Origin of the sequence: Cohnella herbarum, from assembly GCF_012849095.1 — a bacterium.
In the GTDB taxonomy this organism is placed as follows: Bacteria; Bacillota; Bacilli; order Paenibacillales; family Paenibacillaceae; genus Cohnella; species Cohnella herbarum.
The window spans coordinates 5466840-5483570 of sequence record NZ_CP051680.1 but is presented as its reverse complement, the minus strand read 5'-3'; the positions used below and the strand labels follow the sequence as shown (position 1 = coordinate 5483570).

Genomic DNA, 16731 nt, shown 5'->3' with positions numbered 1-16731 from the left:
GGCAGAAAAGCTGCATATAAAAAAAGACGCGCCCGGAATCCTTCGATCGCTTGATCGGAATTCCGGAACACGTCTTCGATTAGGGTTGCCTTACTTCGCTCCTGCCGACGCGCTTGGCGACGCGCTTGGCGATGCGCTTGGCGATGACGAAGGAGAAGCACTAGGAGATGCGCTAGGAGAACCCGATGCGCTAGGCGTCGGTTCTTGCGGCAACGTCACCTTGATTTCAAGCTTGTCCTGTTCTGCGGTCAAGAACTCGTTCAATTTCGTCGATGCAACGGCTGTCTTGATCTCGTCTTTGTCGGTCTCCTTAAGCTTATCGTAAGCCGTCGCTTCGCGACTCTCAACTTTCATGACGTGATAGCCGAATTGCGTTTTGACCGGTTCGCCGATAACGCCGATTTCTTGCGTGTTGGCCGCTTCCTTGAATTCCGGAACCCAGCCCTTCGCGGTTTGCTTCTCGTAAAGTCCGCCTTTATCTTTAGAGCCGTCATCCGTCGAATACTCCTTCGCCAGAGCCGCCCAGTCCTCGTTCGTTTCCAATTTCGTTTTGACCTCTTTGGCCAACTTCAACGCGTCTTCTTCGGATTTCAATTCCGCGCCGGTGTTCGGATCGACCGTACCGATCAGAATATGACGAACGGTAACTACGTTATAGTCCGTAGGAGCTTTCTCATACTCCGCTTTGATTTCTTCTTCCTTAACCGTCGGCTTCAGCTCTTCGCCTTTAGCCCCGTAGAAGGATTGGAATGCTGCGAGGTCCTTATACTGCGCGACCGCTTCTTTCACGGATAGATCTCCGTCATCCATAAGCTTCTTCAATGACGCATCCGTTTTTCTTGCATCTTCAAGCTGCTTTTTGAACGAATCCGCCGCCGTCTGAGCTTTCTTGTCCTCCTCCTTGGAGATATCCTTGATAAGGACTTTGCTCACGATATACTGCTTAACGAATTGTTCTTTGATTTGCGGAATCGACATGTACATCGCCGCTTGAGGATTCATGATCGATTGGAACGTCGCGTATTTGTTGAATTCTTTTTCTGTGACTTCTCCGCCCTTATACGTTGCGATAACGGTGGCACCAGCCCCCTTGTCGTTCTTACCGCAAGCGGATATTAGTGCGACGAGCATGACCAATGCCAGCGTCAACATTGACAACCGGCGGTATGGCATGCGATTACGGTGCAACATCCTGTAGTTCCCCCTTTGATTTTGTCGCTTCTTTGTATTGTACCAGAAAATCCTCCACGAGCGCTAATAAGGCATTCTCGTCCATCCCTCTTACCTTGAAGCGAATAAGCAATTGCTGCTCGGTGAAAGCCGTGACCATGCGCCCTTGCATCTTAGCTTCCAACGCTTTAAGCTTGCTCACTTCCACGTCGGCCCGACGTCGCTCTTCCAGCTTAAGCGTCAATTCGTCTCCTCGCCGGACAATGGATTCGATGCCGTATTTGCGTCCGTACACTTTTAGTCTAGCCACCGTCATTAAGTTAAGCACGGCTTTAGGCGGTTCTCCGAAACGGTCTACCAGCTCTTCGAACAAATCTTCGACGTCTTCGAGCGACGTTGCCGTCGCGACCTTCTTGTAGATCTCGATTTTCTGTATGCTATCGTAAATATATTCAGGAGGCAAATACGCGTCCACGCCCAAATCCAACTGGGTATTGACCGGCTGAGGCGGAAGAACGACGCCCCCCATCTCTAGCTTGCGGCTTTGAATTTCTTCCGCGAGCATCTGAGAATACAGGTCAAAGCCGACGGATGCGATAAAGCCATGCTGCTCGGCGCCGAGCAAATTGCCCGCTCCGCGGATCGATAGATCGCGCATGGCAATCTTGAAGCCGGAGCCGAGCTCCGTAAATTCCTTGATCGATTGCAGACGTTTCTCCGCAACCTCCGTCAACACCTTGTCCCGCTGATACGTAAAGTACGCATACGCGATCCGATTCGAACGTCCTACGCGTCCCCGAAGCTGATACAACTGAGATAGACCCATTCGATCCGCATCGTGCACGAGCAACGTATTGACGTTCGGGATATCTACTCCGGTCTCGATAATGCTCGTGCTAACCAAGACGTCGTATTCGCCGTCCAAGAAGTCCAGAATCGTTCTCTCCAGCTCCTGCTCCGACATCTGCCCATGAGCGACGGCAACGCGGGCATCCGGAACGAGCGCGCTAATCTGCTCGGCCATCTGGTAGATGCCTTGAACCCGGTTAAACAAATAATAAACTTGACCGTCCCGCGCGAGCTCCCGTTCCACCGCTTCCCTAACGAGCGTAGGGCTATATTCGACCACGTAGGTTTGCACCGGAAAACGATTTTCCGGCGGCGTCTCGATGACCGACAAATCCCTAACGCCCAGCATGGACATATGAAGCGTACGCGGAATAGGCGTGGCCGTAAGCGTCAGCACGTCCACGTTCGTCTTGATCTTCTTCAGCTTTTCCTTATGGGTTACGCCGAAACGCTGCTCTTCGTCCACGACAAGAAGCCCCAGCTCCTTGAATACGATATCTTGGGAGAGCAGGCGATGCGTACCGATTACAACATCTACCGTACCGGCCTTTAGACCCTTGATCGCTTCCGCCTGTTCCTTGCGCGACCGGAATCGGCTTAACACCTTGATATTAAAAGGATACCCGGAGAACCTCTCCCGGAAGGTTTCATAGTGCTGCTGCGCTAGAATCGTAGTCGGAACAAGCACAGCGACCTGCTTGCCCTCGATAGCGGCTTTGAATGCCGCGCGAATAGCAACCTCCGTCTTGCCGTAACCGACATCTCCGCAAAGCAACCGGTCCATCGGGCGAGGAGTTTGCATGTCTTCTTTGATTTCCTTGATGGCTCGTAGCTGATCCGCCGTTTCGTCGTAAGGGAACATCTCCTCGAACTCTTGCTGGTAGGGAGTGTCCTCCCCAAAGCCGAAGCCCGTCGTCGCCTGCCGTTCCGCATACAGCTTAATCAGATCGTCGGCGATGTCTTGCACCGAGGAGCGAACCTTCGACTTAACCCGATTCCAATCCGCTCCGCCGAGCTTGCTGACCTTGGGTTCCTTTTCCTCGTTGCCGACGTACTTCTGAATGAGGTCGAATTGCTCTACGGGTACCGAAAGACGGTCTCCTCCCGCGTAAACGATATGAAGATAGTCTTTGTGTATTCCGCCGACTTCGAGGGTTCCGATGCCGAGATATTTGCCCACCCCATGATTCTGATGGACGACGTAATCGCCGACCTTAAGCTCCGTATAGCTCTTGATCCGCTCCGCGTTGTCTAGGTGGCGATCTACCCTGCGGGCTTTGCGTTGCTTCTGGGTGAACATCTCGCCTTCCGTAATGACGACAAGCTTAATAGAAGGCAGCTCAAACCCGCTCTGCAGGTTCCCTTGCAGAATCTCCGGAGTTTCGATCTGATAGTCTTCGAGCACGCGTCTCATTCTCTCCGCGCGTTCCGCATTGCCCGCTAGCATCAAGATCCGGACTCCGCCCTTGCGCCAACGTTCCATCTCCGCCTTGAGCACGTTCATCTGACCGTGAAAATTTTGCATCGAGCGGCAGACGAAATTGATAATGTTCTGCGGCTGAGTATGGGGAATTTGGCGAACGAACAAGGACAGATACACCGTCTGGAAGCCTTTTGGATACAGCGCCTGTTCCGCGGAGACAGCCAGAACGAAGCCAGGCAATGACTTGCCCTGCTGCAGCAGATGGGTCGTCCATTCGGACTCGTCGCGTTCCAACTGCCGTGCGGTCTCGCCCAGCCTGTTCGGTTCATCCATTAAGAGAACCGCGTCCTTAGGAATATAGTCCAGCAGCGTTTGACGCTCCGGATATAGCAAAGACATGTACTTGTAAATTTCGGAAAAATAAACATTTTGTCGCAATAGCTCAATTTCCCGGGAAATTTCGGAGCTTAACCGCTCTTTCGCTTGCCTATCGGACATTTTCTCGAGTTGCTTATCGAGCAAATCGTGCGCATGTTGAGCCGCGTTCTGGAACCGCCTTTCCCCTGCGATCCATTCTCGGCTTGGCTGCACGGTATACGCTTCCAGCTTGTCGATCGACCTCTGATCCGCGGGATCGAACGTGCGAATCGAATCGATCTCATCGTCGAACCACTCGACGCGATAGGCGATTCCGGATGCAAGCGGGAAAAAATCCACGATTCCCCCGCGAACGCTCAGATGCCCCTTCTGCTCGACTCTATCTACGCGCTCGTAACCTAATTGGATCATTCCTCGCAGGAATTGATCCATAGGCAACGTATTGCCGACCTTCAGATCGATATGCGCTTCCGCCATCGTCTTCAGGTCGGGTTGGAACCTCCGAACCCCCGCGAACGGTACGACAATAACGCCGCGGAAGCCTTCCGCAAGCTTGAGAATAACTTCTAATCGGCGTGCCGACGTCTCCGGGCTCGAGATCGCCGTCTCCGCGGCAATTAATTCGTTGGCCGGATACAACAATACCTCTTCGGGAGAAAGGCACTCTTGTAGGTCATCCGCCATTTTCTGCGCCGAGAACATATTATGGGTAATTGCAAGAATAGGCCGTTGCAATTCCCTGTACAGTCCGGCAATAGCCGCTTGGCGCGCGGAACCGGACAAGCCAGCGACAAGCTGCTCCCGCATTCCGCCCTTCAAGCCTTGTATGACGCTAATTAAATCGGGATCGGTAACCAGCGATTGGATTAGCGGCTTCATGGCATTTCCCCTCTCAGATCACACGGGCCAGCCTACCGGATTTTACGTCAAACGGCACGGCGCGATGCGTCGGCTGGCTTGAAGTATCGTGGACGGGCAACCCGCTTCTACATAAGTAAATTTGCTCCGCAAAATCATGAAAAAAGCCCCGGCACATGCCAAGGACTCCTTAAGGAATGTCGGAACGTGATACATCCGCTTTCATTGCAATGGGTTGGACAACAAAGCCAACTCGGGGTTCGCATCCAATGTTTGGCTGCAATAATCGCAGATTACCCGTACGGTCACGTCCCCGTTGGAATTATACGCTATTATACGCTTTCGCTCTTCGGGGGTCAAGAAATGCAACCCGAGCCGGTATTCCGGTACATCGGCATTCTCGAAGCTTCCGAGCGGCATGCTGCAATGTCGGCAAATATAGTTTACAGCCATATGTATGCCTCCTGGAGTTAGGTTATGCGGCAGTTCCCGCTTCCTTATCCAGTATTCCCGCAAACCGTCATTTTTAACGATTCCGAAGGTATAATAATTCTCTATTCATTTCTGAATCGTCTTCGACATAAACGTTTCCGCGCTTCCCTAAGGACGGCGTAAGCCATTTATGCTTGAGCGTATCATCCCTTGGCGTTATACTTGGCCATCGTCTGTTCGAAGGAATGGGTGAACGAATATTCGATCGCATCGCACGCTTCTTCCACCGATTTGCGCAAATCGGCTTGCTCCGATTTCGCAAATGCGGACAGCACGTAATCCGATATCACCATTCCCGGCTTAGGGCGTGATATCCCAATTCGAACTCGGTTGAAATTCTGGGTCCCCATGTGCTGGATAATCGATTTAATTCCATTGTGTCCTCCCGGACTGCCTTGATACCTCAGCCGAATACGGCCGATCTCCGTGTCGAGATCATCGTATACGACGATCATGTCTTCGAGCTTTACTTTGTAATAGTCCATAAACGCCCGGAGCGACTCTCCGGATAGATTCATATAAGTCTGCGGCTTCAAGAGCGCGACTTTCGTATCTCCCATTCTTGCTTCTCCGACCAAAGCTTTGCATTTCTGCGTATTGACCTGGGTATTCAGTCGGCGTGCCATTTCGTCTATGACCATGAAACCGGCATTATGCCTTGTATGGGCATAAGTGGCTCCCGGATTACCTAATCCTACAATCCATCGCATAACGTTATTCATCCTCCACGGTACTAACGATAAAATTATTTTCTCGGGGGTGCAACGATTTTTGCCGCTCATGTGTCCTAATGAATACAGACTCTACAGAGAAAGAGGGGTGAATTGATGTGTACATGAACGGTCAGATGATTTATGATGATCGGCACTTCCTAGATCATATGTCTTCAGAGGTTCCAGTGCAAATTTACTGCGGTCGGCGGCATAGCGATATCGGGTTCATCGAATATTATGGCAAAGAATTCGTTCAGGTCAATAATATTTTCTACAACCGCAAGCAATTTACCTTCGTCTCGCGTCCAGGATACTAACAGCAATGTTGTTTTCCATAAGCAAAAAGAAAAGAAGAAAAGACCGTCACGGCGTTGATGGTCTTTTCTTTTTCCCCCTACTTGATCATTCCCGATTTATAGCGCACTGAGAGCTCTGTACCCCCTTCCGATGTCTTACCGCTGACTCTAGCTCAGTGAGTACTCTATAGCCTCCATGCGATGCCTTGTACTGACCTGTAGCGCACTGTGAGTACTCTATAATCACCATGCGATGTCTAAGAATGAACTGTAGCGTACTGTGAGTACTCTATAGCCATCATCCGACGCCTCGCACTGATCTGTAGCGAACTGTGAGTACTCTATATTCATCAATTGGCCGACTTGCGGTTTGCGGTTTGCGGTTTGCGGTTTGCGGTTTGCGGTTTGCGGTTTGCGGTTTGCGGTTTGCGGTTTGCGGTTTGCGGTTTGCGGTTTGCGGTTTGCGGTTTGCGGTTTGCGGTTTGCGGTTTGCGGTTTGCGGTTTGCGGTTTGCGGTTTGCAAGGTCCCATGTAAATGCAAAAGGGGATGCCGCGAACGGCGCCCCCTCCTCTATTACCCCTTGTCGACCGCCGTAGCGGCTTCCGAATGCTTGCGGTCTTCCTCCGCTTCGTCATTAAGCGCATCCAGTTCCTCTTCCGTACGTTCCTTCTGAGGAGCCAGAACCGCAAGGATAACCGTCTCTGGATCTTGCGTAGCCTCGACGCCGTTAGGTAGAATCAAGTCGCTGATCGTCAGATGCTCGCCAACCCCCAAGCCGCTTACATCCACGGTAATGGATTCGGGAATATCCCTAGGATAACACTCGATTTCGATTTCGTGCAGCACGGTTTGGAGCATTCCGCCTTCTTTTTCGCCCGGAGAAACTCCCGTTACTTCCAACCGCGCGCCCGTCGTAATCTTCTCGTTCATATTTATGCGTTTGAAGTCTATGTGCAGCACTTGCCGCGACATGGAATCTCTTTGCATTTCCGCCATCATTACGGGGTGTTTTCCTGCGCCCGGAATGTCCATCTCTATAACCGCATTCGGATAACTTCTCAGCATCGTTGCCAGGTCCTTCGCTTCAATCGAGATCATCGACGGCTGTTCAAGTCCCTTTCCGTATACGATTCCCGGAACCTTACCCGATGATCGCACCTTTCTTAGATCGCCCTTCGTTGAAGCCTCTCGCGCTTGTACGCTTAAACTCGCACTCATACCTGATTACCTCCTCTGAACGTCTAACCTTGTTTTACCCTAGGGAGGTGATCATTAAACATGAGGCTCGAATAGCTTACTGATCGATTGCTTCTCGTGAATCCTCACGATGGCTTCCGCGATGAGCGGAGCTACGGACAATACTTTTACCTTATTGGTAGCGCAAGGCTGTCTTAGAGGGATCGTATCCGTGATAACGATCTCGACGATAGGCGAGGCATCCAAACGTTCAATGGCCGGCCCGGATAGCACAGGATGCGTACAGCAAGCGTAGATATCCGCCGCTCCGGCTTCCTTCAGCGCATTGGCCGCAAGCGCTATCGTGCCGGCAGTGTCGATGATGTCGTCGATCAGTATGGCCGTACGACCGGACACGTCCCCGATAATATTCATCACTTCGACGACGTTAGGCTCGGGTCTGCGTTTATCGATAATCGCCAGAGGCGCTTGAAGCGCATCGGCTAATCTCCGAGCGCGAACGACGCCGCCATGATCGGGCGATACGACAACGGGGGAAGGCAGTTTTTTACTGTTAAAATAGTCTCCCAAGATTGGAACGCCAAGCAAATGATCGACGGGAATATCGAAAAATCCTTGGATCTGCATCGCGTGCAAATCCATAGCGATAACGCGATGCGCCCCGGCGGTTTCGATCAGATTAGCGACCAGCTTCGCCGTTATCGGATCGCGCGAACGAGCTTTACGGTCTTGACGCGCATAGCCGTAATACGGCATCACGACATTAATCGTGTCCGCGGATGCCCGCTTCAGCGCATCCACCATAACCAGAAGCTCGATGAGATGATCGTTCACCGGAGCGGAAGTGGATTGGATGACATAGACATCGCTTCCTCTTACGCTATCATCGAGCCGGATGTGGATTTCTCCATCGCTAAACCGGCTCATCGCTACGTTACCTAGCTCGAGCCCGATATGACCGGCAATGGCTTTCGCCAGTTCGGGATTCGAGCTACAGGAAAACAGCTTTAATGTTGGATCCGAATAGGCCATTGCATAACCGCCTTTGTTTATTCGGTTTCTCTTTCCTTCTTGGCACGCGCGCGGGCACGGATCTTGTCCGCGTATCCCGGCTTGTTGACTTGGCGCTCGCGCGCGATAGCAACGTCGTTGTCCGGAACGTTATGCGTAATGGTGGAACCTGCCACAACATAAGCACCGCTGCCGATTTTGACCGGCGCGATGAGATTGGCGTTGCTCCCTATGAACACGTTGTCCCCAATTTCGGTCTTCGATTTATTATACCCGTCATAGTTGGCCGTAATCGCTCCGCAGCCAATATTCACATTGGCACCTACGATAGCATCGCCTACATAACTTAAGTGCGGTACTTTGCTATGTTCTCCGATAACCGTATTCTTAATCTCCACAAAATCCCCGACTTTCACGTGCCTGCCCAGCTTCGTACCCGGACGTAAATAAGCAAACGGACCGACGCTGCATTCCTCGCCGACTTCCGCTCCTTCCGCAACCGACTGCCGAATCGTTGAACCGTCGCCGACCTTAGTATCCGTAAGTTCGGCAGACGGACCGATCACGCAATCGGCCCCGATCGCAGTATTCCCGCGAAGTACGGTTCCAGGGTATAGAACCGTATCCTGACCGATCGTTACGTTCGCTTCGATATAAGTATTCTCGACGTCGATGAAGGTCACCCCGTTCAGTTGGTGCCCTGCATTAATGCGCCGGCGCATCAGACGCTCGGCTTCGCCAAGGGCGATGCGGTCGTTAACGCCGATTCCTTCGGTGGAATCCTCGCACAGATAGGCGGCGATACTTTCTCCGCGGCCATGCAAAATACCGATAACGTCCGTGACGTAATACTCTCCTTGAGCGTTATCGTTCGTTACTTCGCTAAGCGCCGAGAACAGCTTCCGATTATCGAAGCAATACGTTCCGGTATTGATCTCTCGGATAGCCGCTTCTTCCGGAGAGCAGTCCTTCTGCTCGACGATGCGCAGCACCCTGCCGTCCTCGCCCCGAATAATCCGGCCTAGTCCGGTTGGGTTCTCCGCATCCGCCGTCAAGATCGTGGCCGCCGCCCCTTGGGCGATATGGTGCTCGATCAACGCGTTAATCGTAGCGCCTGTCACGAGCGGCGTATCTCCGTAAGTCACGACCGTAATGCCTTCTTCTTGGCTTAGCAGCGCTTCGGCCTGCAGCACCGCATGTCCGGTTCCCAGTTGCTCCGCTTGCAGGACGTACTCCGCCCGATCCCCCAAAGCCGTCTTCACGGCTTCAGCGCCGTGACCTACCACGACGACGGATCTTTCGCAGGCGGCTTCCTTAACCGCGTCCAGCACGTGTTCCACCATCGGTTTTCCGCATACGGAATGCAGCACCTTATATAGTTTCGATTTCATGCGCTTGCCTTGTCCCGCCGCAAGCACAATCGCCATCTTTTTCATCGGGTAGTTAGCCCCTTTCATTGCTTTATAACAATCATTAAACTTCTCCAGAATCATAGCTTATTCTTGCGCAAATGAAAAGAGAGCCTGCAGGGGCCCTCTTTTCGAATTTTCATTATTATGCCCCTTCGACCATAACTTCTTCCTCTTGTGCGGCACGTTCGTATTCAGCAAGTACTGCAGCTTGAATCTTCTCGCGCGTTCCAGAAGAAATCGGATGAGCGATATCCCGAAATTCCCCGTCCGGAGTCCGTTTACTCGGCATAGCGACGAACATTCCATTGTTCCCATCAATAACGCGAATGTCGTGGACGACGAATTCGTTATCGATGGTTATTGAAGCAATGGCTTTCATGCGCCCCTCCGAATTGACGCGGCGGAGTCTAACGTCTGTAATTTGCACCTATGTTCACCACCTTTGTCCTATCAGAAAGACTTGGTGTAATATTCCACAAATCAGTGCAGATTCCTTCTTAAATATGGTAAAACAATTGCTAAATTTGAAATAATTTTTTAATTCCTGACAGTTTCGACAGATATCGCCGCAATCAATTCTATTTCGACAAAAACATCCTTCGGAAGCCTTGCCACTTCTACGGTCGAACGGGCTGGAGTGTGCTCTCCGAAGTACGATGCGTACACCAAATTGAACTCAGAAAACTGGTTCATATCCTTCAAAAAGACGGTCGTCTTGATCACGTCATGGAAGCCGGCTCCTTCAGCTGCCAAAACCGCTTTCAGATTGGTTAGCACTTGATGCGTTTGCTCTTGAATCGTGCCGACCACAAGCTCGCCGGCCGGCGTCAATGGAATCTGTCCGGATGTATACAGCAGATTGCCAGCGCGCACCGCTTGAGCATAGGGTCCAATGGCTGCAGGGGCTTCGGGCGTCGAAACGATTTTCAGCGACATAAGTGATTTCCTCCGATAGTCGGTCATTTTATTTGGTGAAAAAGTTACCTGGCTGCACTTTAATCTGGCGGGTCTTCAAATCGACTTCCGATAATCTCGCAAGCGAGACGTAATCATGCAGTAACCGTTCCTCGTTATCGATCTCGCCAGACTCGACGAACACGCCAACGCCGGCGACGACGGCACGGAATTCATAGAGCAAGTCGACCATTCCCTGAATCGTACCGCCCGCCTTCATGAAATCATCAATGATCAGAACCCGGGATTCTTCTTTTAACGCGCGACGGGCCAGCGACATCGTCTGTATCCGCTTAGTCGATCCGGAGACGTAATTGATGCTCACGGCGGAACCTTCGGTCACCTTATGGTCGCGACGAACGATAACGACCGGCAAATTCAAATATTGGGCGGTTGCATGAGCCAAAGGGATACCTTTGGTTTCGACGGTCATAATGACGTCGATATTCCGATCGGCGAACGCCGTGGCGAACATCCGTCCTACCTCTTGCATCATAGCCGGTTGCCCCAACAAATCCGTCATATATAAATATCCGCCCGGAAGCAAACGTTCAGGCAGCTCTAATTCGCGACATATCGAACCCATTTTCTCCAAAGCCTGATCTTTGCGGCACTTCGGTACGAATCTAACGCCGCCGGCTGCTCCGGCTAGCGTATTCAATTCCCCGATTCCCTCGTCCTCGAAAACCTCTTTAATAATCGCCAAATCCTCGCTAATAGACGACTTAGCTGACTGGTAACGCTCAGCGAATGCTGTTAGGGAAATTAACGTATGAGGACGGGCCAATAAGTATTGCGTCATTTCAACGAGCCTAGCGCTGCGTTTCAATTTTTTCAAGTTCCCCTCTCCCGTCCAAAATCCGAATATTTTAGGAGTATCATAACACTTTTATACGGTTTTGTTCAAGAAGAATGGCGGGGATCTGCCGTTCAGTTGCAATTATGTTAGCATTCTTACCACATATACCTCTTTGCAAAATCCCCTTAAGCCGTTATATACGCGCGCAACCTTGACTTCCTTGGATACAAGTCCGAACACGGTAGGCCCGCTGCCCGACATTAACACCCCATCGGCACCCGCCTTGATCATGCAATCCTTGATTTGCCTAACTTCAGGATAGCGATTAAGCGTGACGTTCTCCAGCACATTGCCCAGGGAGGCGCACATGTCCGGAAAAGATTGACGGGACAGGGCATTCAGCATATTCGGAATGGAAGGATGCTCCTTCACGTCGTTAACCCGAAACTTGCCGTATACGTCCGCGGTCGATACGTTGATCGGCGGCTTCGCCAAGATCACCCAGCATTGGGGAGGCGAAGGAATCGTCTGCAGCTTCTCGCCTCGACCGCGTGCAAGAGCCGTTCCCCCCCGTATACAGAACGGGACATCGGAACCCAGCTCCGCGCCTAGAACCTCCAGCTCGTCCGTCGACAGCTCAAGGTTCCATAACCGGTTCAATCCCCTTAGAGTTGCCGCGGCGTCGCTGCTGCCGCCCGCGAGTCCCGCCGCTACCGGGATCTGTTTGTCCAAATGTATATAGACGCCTCGCTTAACCCCGTAGCGTTCCTTAATCAGCTTCGCCGCTTGAAACGCGAGGTTCTTCTCGTCAAGGGGAATAAAGCCGACCTGGCTCGACAATAGGATCTGATCCCGCGGGAGCTCTTCCATCTCCAGCCGATCGGCCAAGTCGACCATCGTCATTATCATTTCGACTTCGTGAAAGCCGTCATCCCTCTTGCGCAATACGTCCAATATTAAATTTATTTTGGCAGGCGCCTTCTCGTAAATCTTCGACAAGTTTATCACCACTTCCCAAGTAAAACGACTTCGCCGTCTTCAAGACGGCGGTACACGTTTGTATCGAGCGATCAGATGAATACAAAGACATTGAATTTTATCCTTTCTGATCGTTTAAGTAAAGGGCTAAGCTTTTCGTTGACAGGACAATCGCTTAAGAAATTGAAACAAACGCACCTCTATTTCGCTCCGCGAGCGGTTTTCCGGAGAAATAAGGGCGCTGGGCACCGCTATTTCGAACCGCGAGCGGATTTCCGGAGAAATAAGGGCGCTGGGCACCTCTATTTCGATCCGCGAGTGGGTTTCCGGAGAAATAAGGGTGCTGGGCACCGCTATTTCGATCCGCGAGTGGGTTTCTGGAGAAATAAGGGCGCTGGGCACCTCTATTTCACTCCGCGAGCGGGTTTCCGGAGAAATAAGGGTGCTGAGCACCTCTATTTCGCTCGTTCTTCAGGTCGGAAGAAAAGAGATTTCCCCGTTTCCGTAATTGACGTTTTCCTATGCATTTATCCATGCAAAAACCTTTACATATTATAACAAACAGCGCCTCTAAATGCGAAAAAGGAGGACAAACTCCCCCTTAATCGGGAATTCGCCTCCCGGCATGTCGCCATTGCCTGAAATTATTGCTGGGATTTCGATGCCGCCTGCTCCGCGATCTGAATCGCCCGTTTCACCATGTTCCCAGCATCCTTGGTCGTAATTCCGCCCCAGCCCTCTTGTTGGACTTTCCCGTAAAACCCGAGGTCCTTAGCTAGTTCCGTCTTCAATTGCTCGGACATCACGCTTCTTCTTCGACTCATCCCGTCGCCTCCTCGTCAAGGTTAAGACCCTTAATAGGATGCCTATTTAGAAGCTTATACATGCAAAACGGACAGCACGGCGCTTCTTCCCAAGCGCGATGCTGCCCGTACAATTAACCGTGTCAGTGCGATAAATAATTGATGCGAACCTGGCCATCGTCATTGCACAGCATAACTTCCACGGATTCAGTCAAAATATCGGCGTAACTGTACGAAACCCGCTTAAACGCGTGCTGTTCCTGATCCAGTTTAACAATGAAAACTGATGGGTAGATTTCTTCCAATACCCCCGTGCGTTCGATGGTTTTGCGTCGTCCACCGTTGGCGCGGAGCATGATTTTGGAGCCGACGTGCGGTTCCAGGCTTCGTTTGATCTCTAGAAGAGCGTTTTTAGCCATGATCCACTACCACCTCTTTCCCTGTAAATTATATCTAAAAACAGGGGAGGTGTCAAATGAGCAGAATATTATATCAACAGTGCTGATTTCATGTCAACGGTCATTTTCCTTGTAGATCCTGGGTTTTCCCAAAGATTCCATTCATTTCGTCACACAATGTTCACATTTTGTTCCGAATTCGCTTCTTTTAAATTCGGGACTCCGATCCGATATCGTCCCATGGTCTCAATTCCCCCGACGCCTTGCCTTCCGCTGATCGTATGGGCGATAACGTCGGTGATGTTGATCGTATCCCGGAACGGAGTGAACGCGGCGCGTACGGCTACGTAGACGGGATCCAGCGCATGAATCATAATTCGCCCCGGAGAGCTTGCGAAATTGGCCCCTGCTTGTAATAGGGCTTCGAAGTGGGACTGACAGGCGCCGGCAACGACGACGAGCGAATCGCGATTGCGTTCATAGTCCCTCGCGACATTGACCGCTTGAACGAAGTTCAACGAATTTTTGTAACTACTGAGCTGCTGCAGATCCTCGCGCTGCTTGAGCACCCCGTCATGGCCGGTAATGACGACAATGTCCGGATGAAATTGCGGGAGCATCCGAAGCAACATTTGCGGCATTTGCGACTCGTGACAGTGCACGCCTTCCGCGGGAACCCTTAATTGGCCATACACCTGCATGCTCTTCTTCAGATAGTTGGCGTCTCCGTCTAGATGCAGAACCCTGCCCGGCATCTCGAAGAAGGGTTGCCGCCGATCGTCTAGAGCCGTCGTGAAGCCCGCACGCACGGCTTGCTTGTTCCGTTCCTCGTTCATTCGGCGCAGAGATTCATTCGCCTGTATGCGCGCCTGGCGCGTCCCTCCGAGCTCGTCCGGATTGCGTACCGTTTGAAGATCTTCGATAGGGGAGTCGGCAAGCAAGCGGTAGTCCATCCCCCTGAGCACAGCTTGATCTGCGGCGAATGCCGCAACTCGGAACAATACATCCCCACCATAGGATTTGCGAACGACTAGATCCCCCTGCTTCATGGGCAAATCACCTCTTCGTCTATCCTATGGAGCGAATAGGCTTCGGGTGCGCGTCCGGAGTCGGCTTTTGATCTCAAAGCAGCCAAGCAAAAACACACGCGATTTTATGCTTTCCGAAATGCTCGAAGAGACCGTCTAGGCAACGGCCCTTCGAATTTATTAGAGCATACCGCTTCGGGTCAACGCCTCGCATACGGTTGCGAATTCTTGCAACGACAACGTCTCCGCGCGGCGCTCCGGTTGTATGCCGTTAGCCAGCAACATTTCCGACAGCTCTGCTTTGCGTTCTTTCCCCGATAACGAGGACAAGTTATTCGCAAGCGTCTTACGCCGCTGGGAAAACGCGGTCTGAACGACATGGAAAAACTTCGCTTCATCGGGAACGCTGACGGCCAGCTCCTGACGTCGTTTCAGCTTGATGACCGCCGATTCCACATTAGGGGCGGGGATAAACGCTTTGCCGGGCACGATGCAGACGAGCTCGGGCTCGCAGTAGTATTGCACGGCGATGCTCAGGCTTCCGAATTCTTTGCCCCCCGGCTTAGCCGCCATTCTCTCCGCGACTTCCTTCTGCACCATAACGACGATGTTCTCCAGAGGCAACCGTTCTTCCAGCAACTTCATAATGATCGGCGTCGTTACGTAATACGGAAGATTCGCTACTACGCTCACGCCGGCTAAGCCTGAGAATTGCTCCTCCCAGAGCTTCCGCAGATCGGTCTTAAGAATATCACTGTGAACGATGTTTACGTTCGCGTAGGGGGACATAACGTCTTCCAGGATCGGGATGAGACGCCTATCGATTTCCACCGACGCGACTTTGCCCGCCGCCTTGGCGAGTCTTTCCGTAAGTGATCCTATCCCGGGGCCAACTTCAAGCGCTCCGCGGGTCTCGTCCAAGCCCGCAGCGGCAATGATCTGATCCAACACGTCCGCGTTGATCAGGAAGTTCTGCCCTAGGCTCTTCTTGAAAGTAAAGCCGTGCTTGCGAATGATATCGCGGGTACGGCTGGATGTCGCGATTTCTTTTAACATGTCCTTGGAAGACGTTGCCGCAGACGAGCCCGACTTAGCTTCCGCTCCCTCCGGCTTTTGAGAATATTGATAAGGCTTCGTATGGGGACCATACTTTTTGCCGCCGTTATTTGCTCCGCCATTCTTTGGGCCGCTTTTTGTTCCGCCGCTCTTCCCTCCGGAACTTTTTACGCCCCCGTTTTTATCCATCGTTTTTTTCATATTCGGCTATAACCCTTCCCGCTCCAGTTGTTCCAATGCGGTTAGAAACTCGACTCGCGTAATTCGGAACATGAGACACCTTTTGTAAAATTGCTTGCCGTTCGCGTACCCGATCCCTAACAGCTCTCCCATTCGCTCTCTGCGGCGCGCAGACGAGGCGTGCACGATGAGCCCCGTATCGAGCAGATCGCTCCACTCGATCTCTCCAAGCTCCCCAGAATCGCCTTCAGGGCTTCGGACGCCTTCCAGCGCTCTGCGAATCGCCTCGTCGGAAGCATGCTCGACTCCGATTCCTCGCCGGCCTCTCGCTTCGTCCTTCGTCAGGAAGGCATGCTTGCAGCCCGGCACCCTTTCGGTCACGATCTTGCGAATGCGTTCTCCCGGAGCATCCGGATCCGTTAGAACGATAACCCCTCTGCGGGACTGTGCAAGCTCGATGCGCTTCAGCACGTCTTCCCCGATCGCGGAACCGCCCGTCTCGATCGTGTCCGCGCCTACGGCTCTCTGGACGGCCGTCGTGTCGTCCTTCCCTTCAACGACAATCATTTCTCGAATCATAACATTTCATTCCGCCTTTACAAAGCTATTCCTACAAGCGTATACGAGATTCCCGGCGACGGCAAGTCATCATGCGGATTCGTAGCAAACCGCTATAAAACAAAAATCGGGAGAAAGCCTCGCGGCTTCTTCCCGATTCACGACTTGCTATTGTTA

Annotated in this window: 17 protein-coding genes; 1 reads left to right on the top strand and 16 read right to left on the bottom strand. The window is 52.1% G+C overall.

Annotated elements, in window-relative coordinates; genetic code table 11:
- Positions 1–90: 90 nt before the first annotated feature.
- From HH215_RS23390 to pth, 4 genes are all read right to left on the bottom strand, one after another.
- Positions 91–1191, bottom strand: a complete 1101-nt coding sequence (locus HH215_RS23390) for a peptidylprolyl isomerase (RefSeq protein WP_169282085.1) — start codon at positions 1189–1191, stop codon at positions 91–93.
- Positions 1178–4699 (bottom strand): transcription-repair coupling factor, encoded by a 3522-nt coding sequence (mfd, locus tag HH215_RS23385; protein ID WP_169282084.1) that lies wholly within the window; start codon positions 4697–4699, stop codon positions 1178–1180. The genes HH215_RS23390 and mfd overlap by 14 nt, the downstream gene beginning before the upstream one ends.
- Positions 4700–4900: 201 nt before the next feature.
- Positions 4901–5131 carry an anti-sigma-F factor Fin family protein gene (locus tag HH215_RS23380; RefSeq protein WP_169282083.1) on the bottom strand — a complete coding sequence of 77 codons (231 nt, stop codon included), beginning with the start codon at positions 5129–5131 and terminating at the stop codon, positions 4901–4903.
- Between the two features lie 182 nt (positions 5132–5313).
- Positions 5314–5880 carry an aminoacyl-tRNA hydrolase gene (pth, locus tag HH215_RS23375; protein ID WP_169282082.1) on the bottom strand — a complete coding sequence of 189 codons (567 nt, stop codon included), beginning with the start codon at positions 5878–5880 and terminating at the stop codon, positions 5314–5316.
- Positions 5881–6005: 125 nt separating this feature from the next.
- Between pth and HH215_RS23370 the strand changes: the two genes are divergently transcribed.
- Positions 6006–6200 (top strand): hypothetical protein, encoded by a 195-nt coding sequence (locus HH215_RS23370; protein ID WP_174887700.1) that lies wholly within the window; start codon positions 6006–6008, stop codon positions 6198–6200.
- Between the two features lie 553 nt (positions 6201–6753).
- Here HH215_RS23370 and HH215_RS23365 read toward each other — a convergent pair.
- The 12 genes from HH215_RS23365 to rnmV form a co-directional block, all read right to left on the bottom strand.
- A complete protein-coding gene (locus HH215_RS23365) occupies positions 6754–7398 on the bottom strand; it encodes a 50S ribosomal protein L25 (protein WP_169282081.1) in 645 nt (214 codons plus the stop codon).
- Between the two features lie 54 nt (positions 7399–7452).
- On the bottom strand, positions 7453–8409 hold the full coding sequence (locus HH215_RS23360; protein WP_169282080.1) for a ribose-phosphate diphosphokinase: 957 nt from the start codon (positions 8407–8409) through the stop codon (positions 7453–7455).
- Positions 8410–8426: 17 nt separating this feature from the next.
- A complete protein-coding gene (glmU, locus tag HH215_RS23355; RefSeq protein ID WP_169282079.1) occupies positions 8427–9824 on the bottom strand; it encodes a bifunctional UDP-N-acetylglucosamine diphosphorylase/glucosamine-1-phosphate N-acetyltransferase GlmU in 1398 nt (465 codons plus the stop codon).
- Between the two features lie 118 nt (positions 9825–9942).
- A complete protein-coding gene (spoVG, locus tag HH215_RS23350) occupies positions 9943–10227 on the bottom strand; it encodes a septation regulator SpoVG (protein WP_115995948.1) in 285 nt (94 codons plus the stop codon).
- A gap of 110 nt (positions 10228–10337) precedes the next feature.
- Positions 10338–10736: a RidA family protein gene (locus tag HH215_RS23345; RefSeq protein WP_169282078.1), complete on the bottom strand. Its 399-nt coding sequence runs from the start codon at positions 10734–10736 to the stop codon at positions 10338–10340.
- A 28-nt stretch (positions 10737–10764) separates the two neighbouring features.
- On the bottom strand, positions 10765–11592 hold the full coding sequence (purR, locus tag HH215_RS23340) for a pur operon repressor (protein WP_169282077.1): 828 nt from the start codon (positions 11590–11592) through the stop codon (positions 10765–10767).
- A gap of 102 nt (positions 11593–11694) precedes the next feature.
- Positions 11695–12558 carry a 4-(cytidine 5'-diphospho)-2-C-methyl-D-erythritol kinase gene (gene ispE / locus HH215_RS23335; protein WP_169284542.1) on the bottom strand — a complete coding sequence of 288 codons (864 nt, stop codon included), beginning with the start codon at positions 12556–12558 and terminating at the stop codon, positions 11695–11697.
- Between the two features lie 617 nt (positions 12559–13175).
- Positions 13176–13355: a small, acid-soluble spore protein, alpha/beta type gene (locus HH215_RS23330; RefSeq protein ID WP_169282076.1), complete on the bottom strand. Its 180-nt coding sequence runs from the start codon at positions 13353–13355 to the stop codon at positions 13176–13178.
- 122 nt (positions 13356–13477) lie between these two features.
- Entirely contained in the window at positions 13478–13753 is a 276-nt protein-coding gene (gene veg, locus HH215_RS23325) for a biofilm formation stimulator Veg (protein ID WP_115995944.1), read from the bottom strand.
- Positions 13754–13902: 149 nt separating this feature from the next.
- The gene (yabG, locus tag HH215_RS23320; protein ID WP_169282075.1) at positions 13903–14781 is read right to left on the bottom strand and encodes a sporulation peptidase YabG; all 879 of its coding nucleotides are present in this window, start codon (positions 14779–14781) and stop codon (positions 13903–13905) included.
- 159 nt (positions 14782–14940) lie between these two features.
- Positions 14941–15816, bottom strand: coding sequence for a 16S rRNA (adenine(1518)-N(6)/adenine(1519)-N(6))-dimethyltransferase RsmA (gene rsmA / locus HH215_RS23315; protein WP_169284541.1), 876 nt, complete (start codon positions 15814–15816; stop codon positions 14941–14943).
- A 207-nt stretch (positions 15817–16023) separates the two neighbouring features.
- Positions 16024–16575, bottom strand: a complete 552-nt coding sequence (gene rnmV, locus HH215_RS23310) for a ribonuclease M5 (RefSeq protein WP_169282074.1) — start codon at positions 16573–16575, stop codon at positions 16024–16026.
- Positions 16576–16731: the final 156 nt, after the last annotated feature.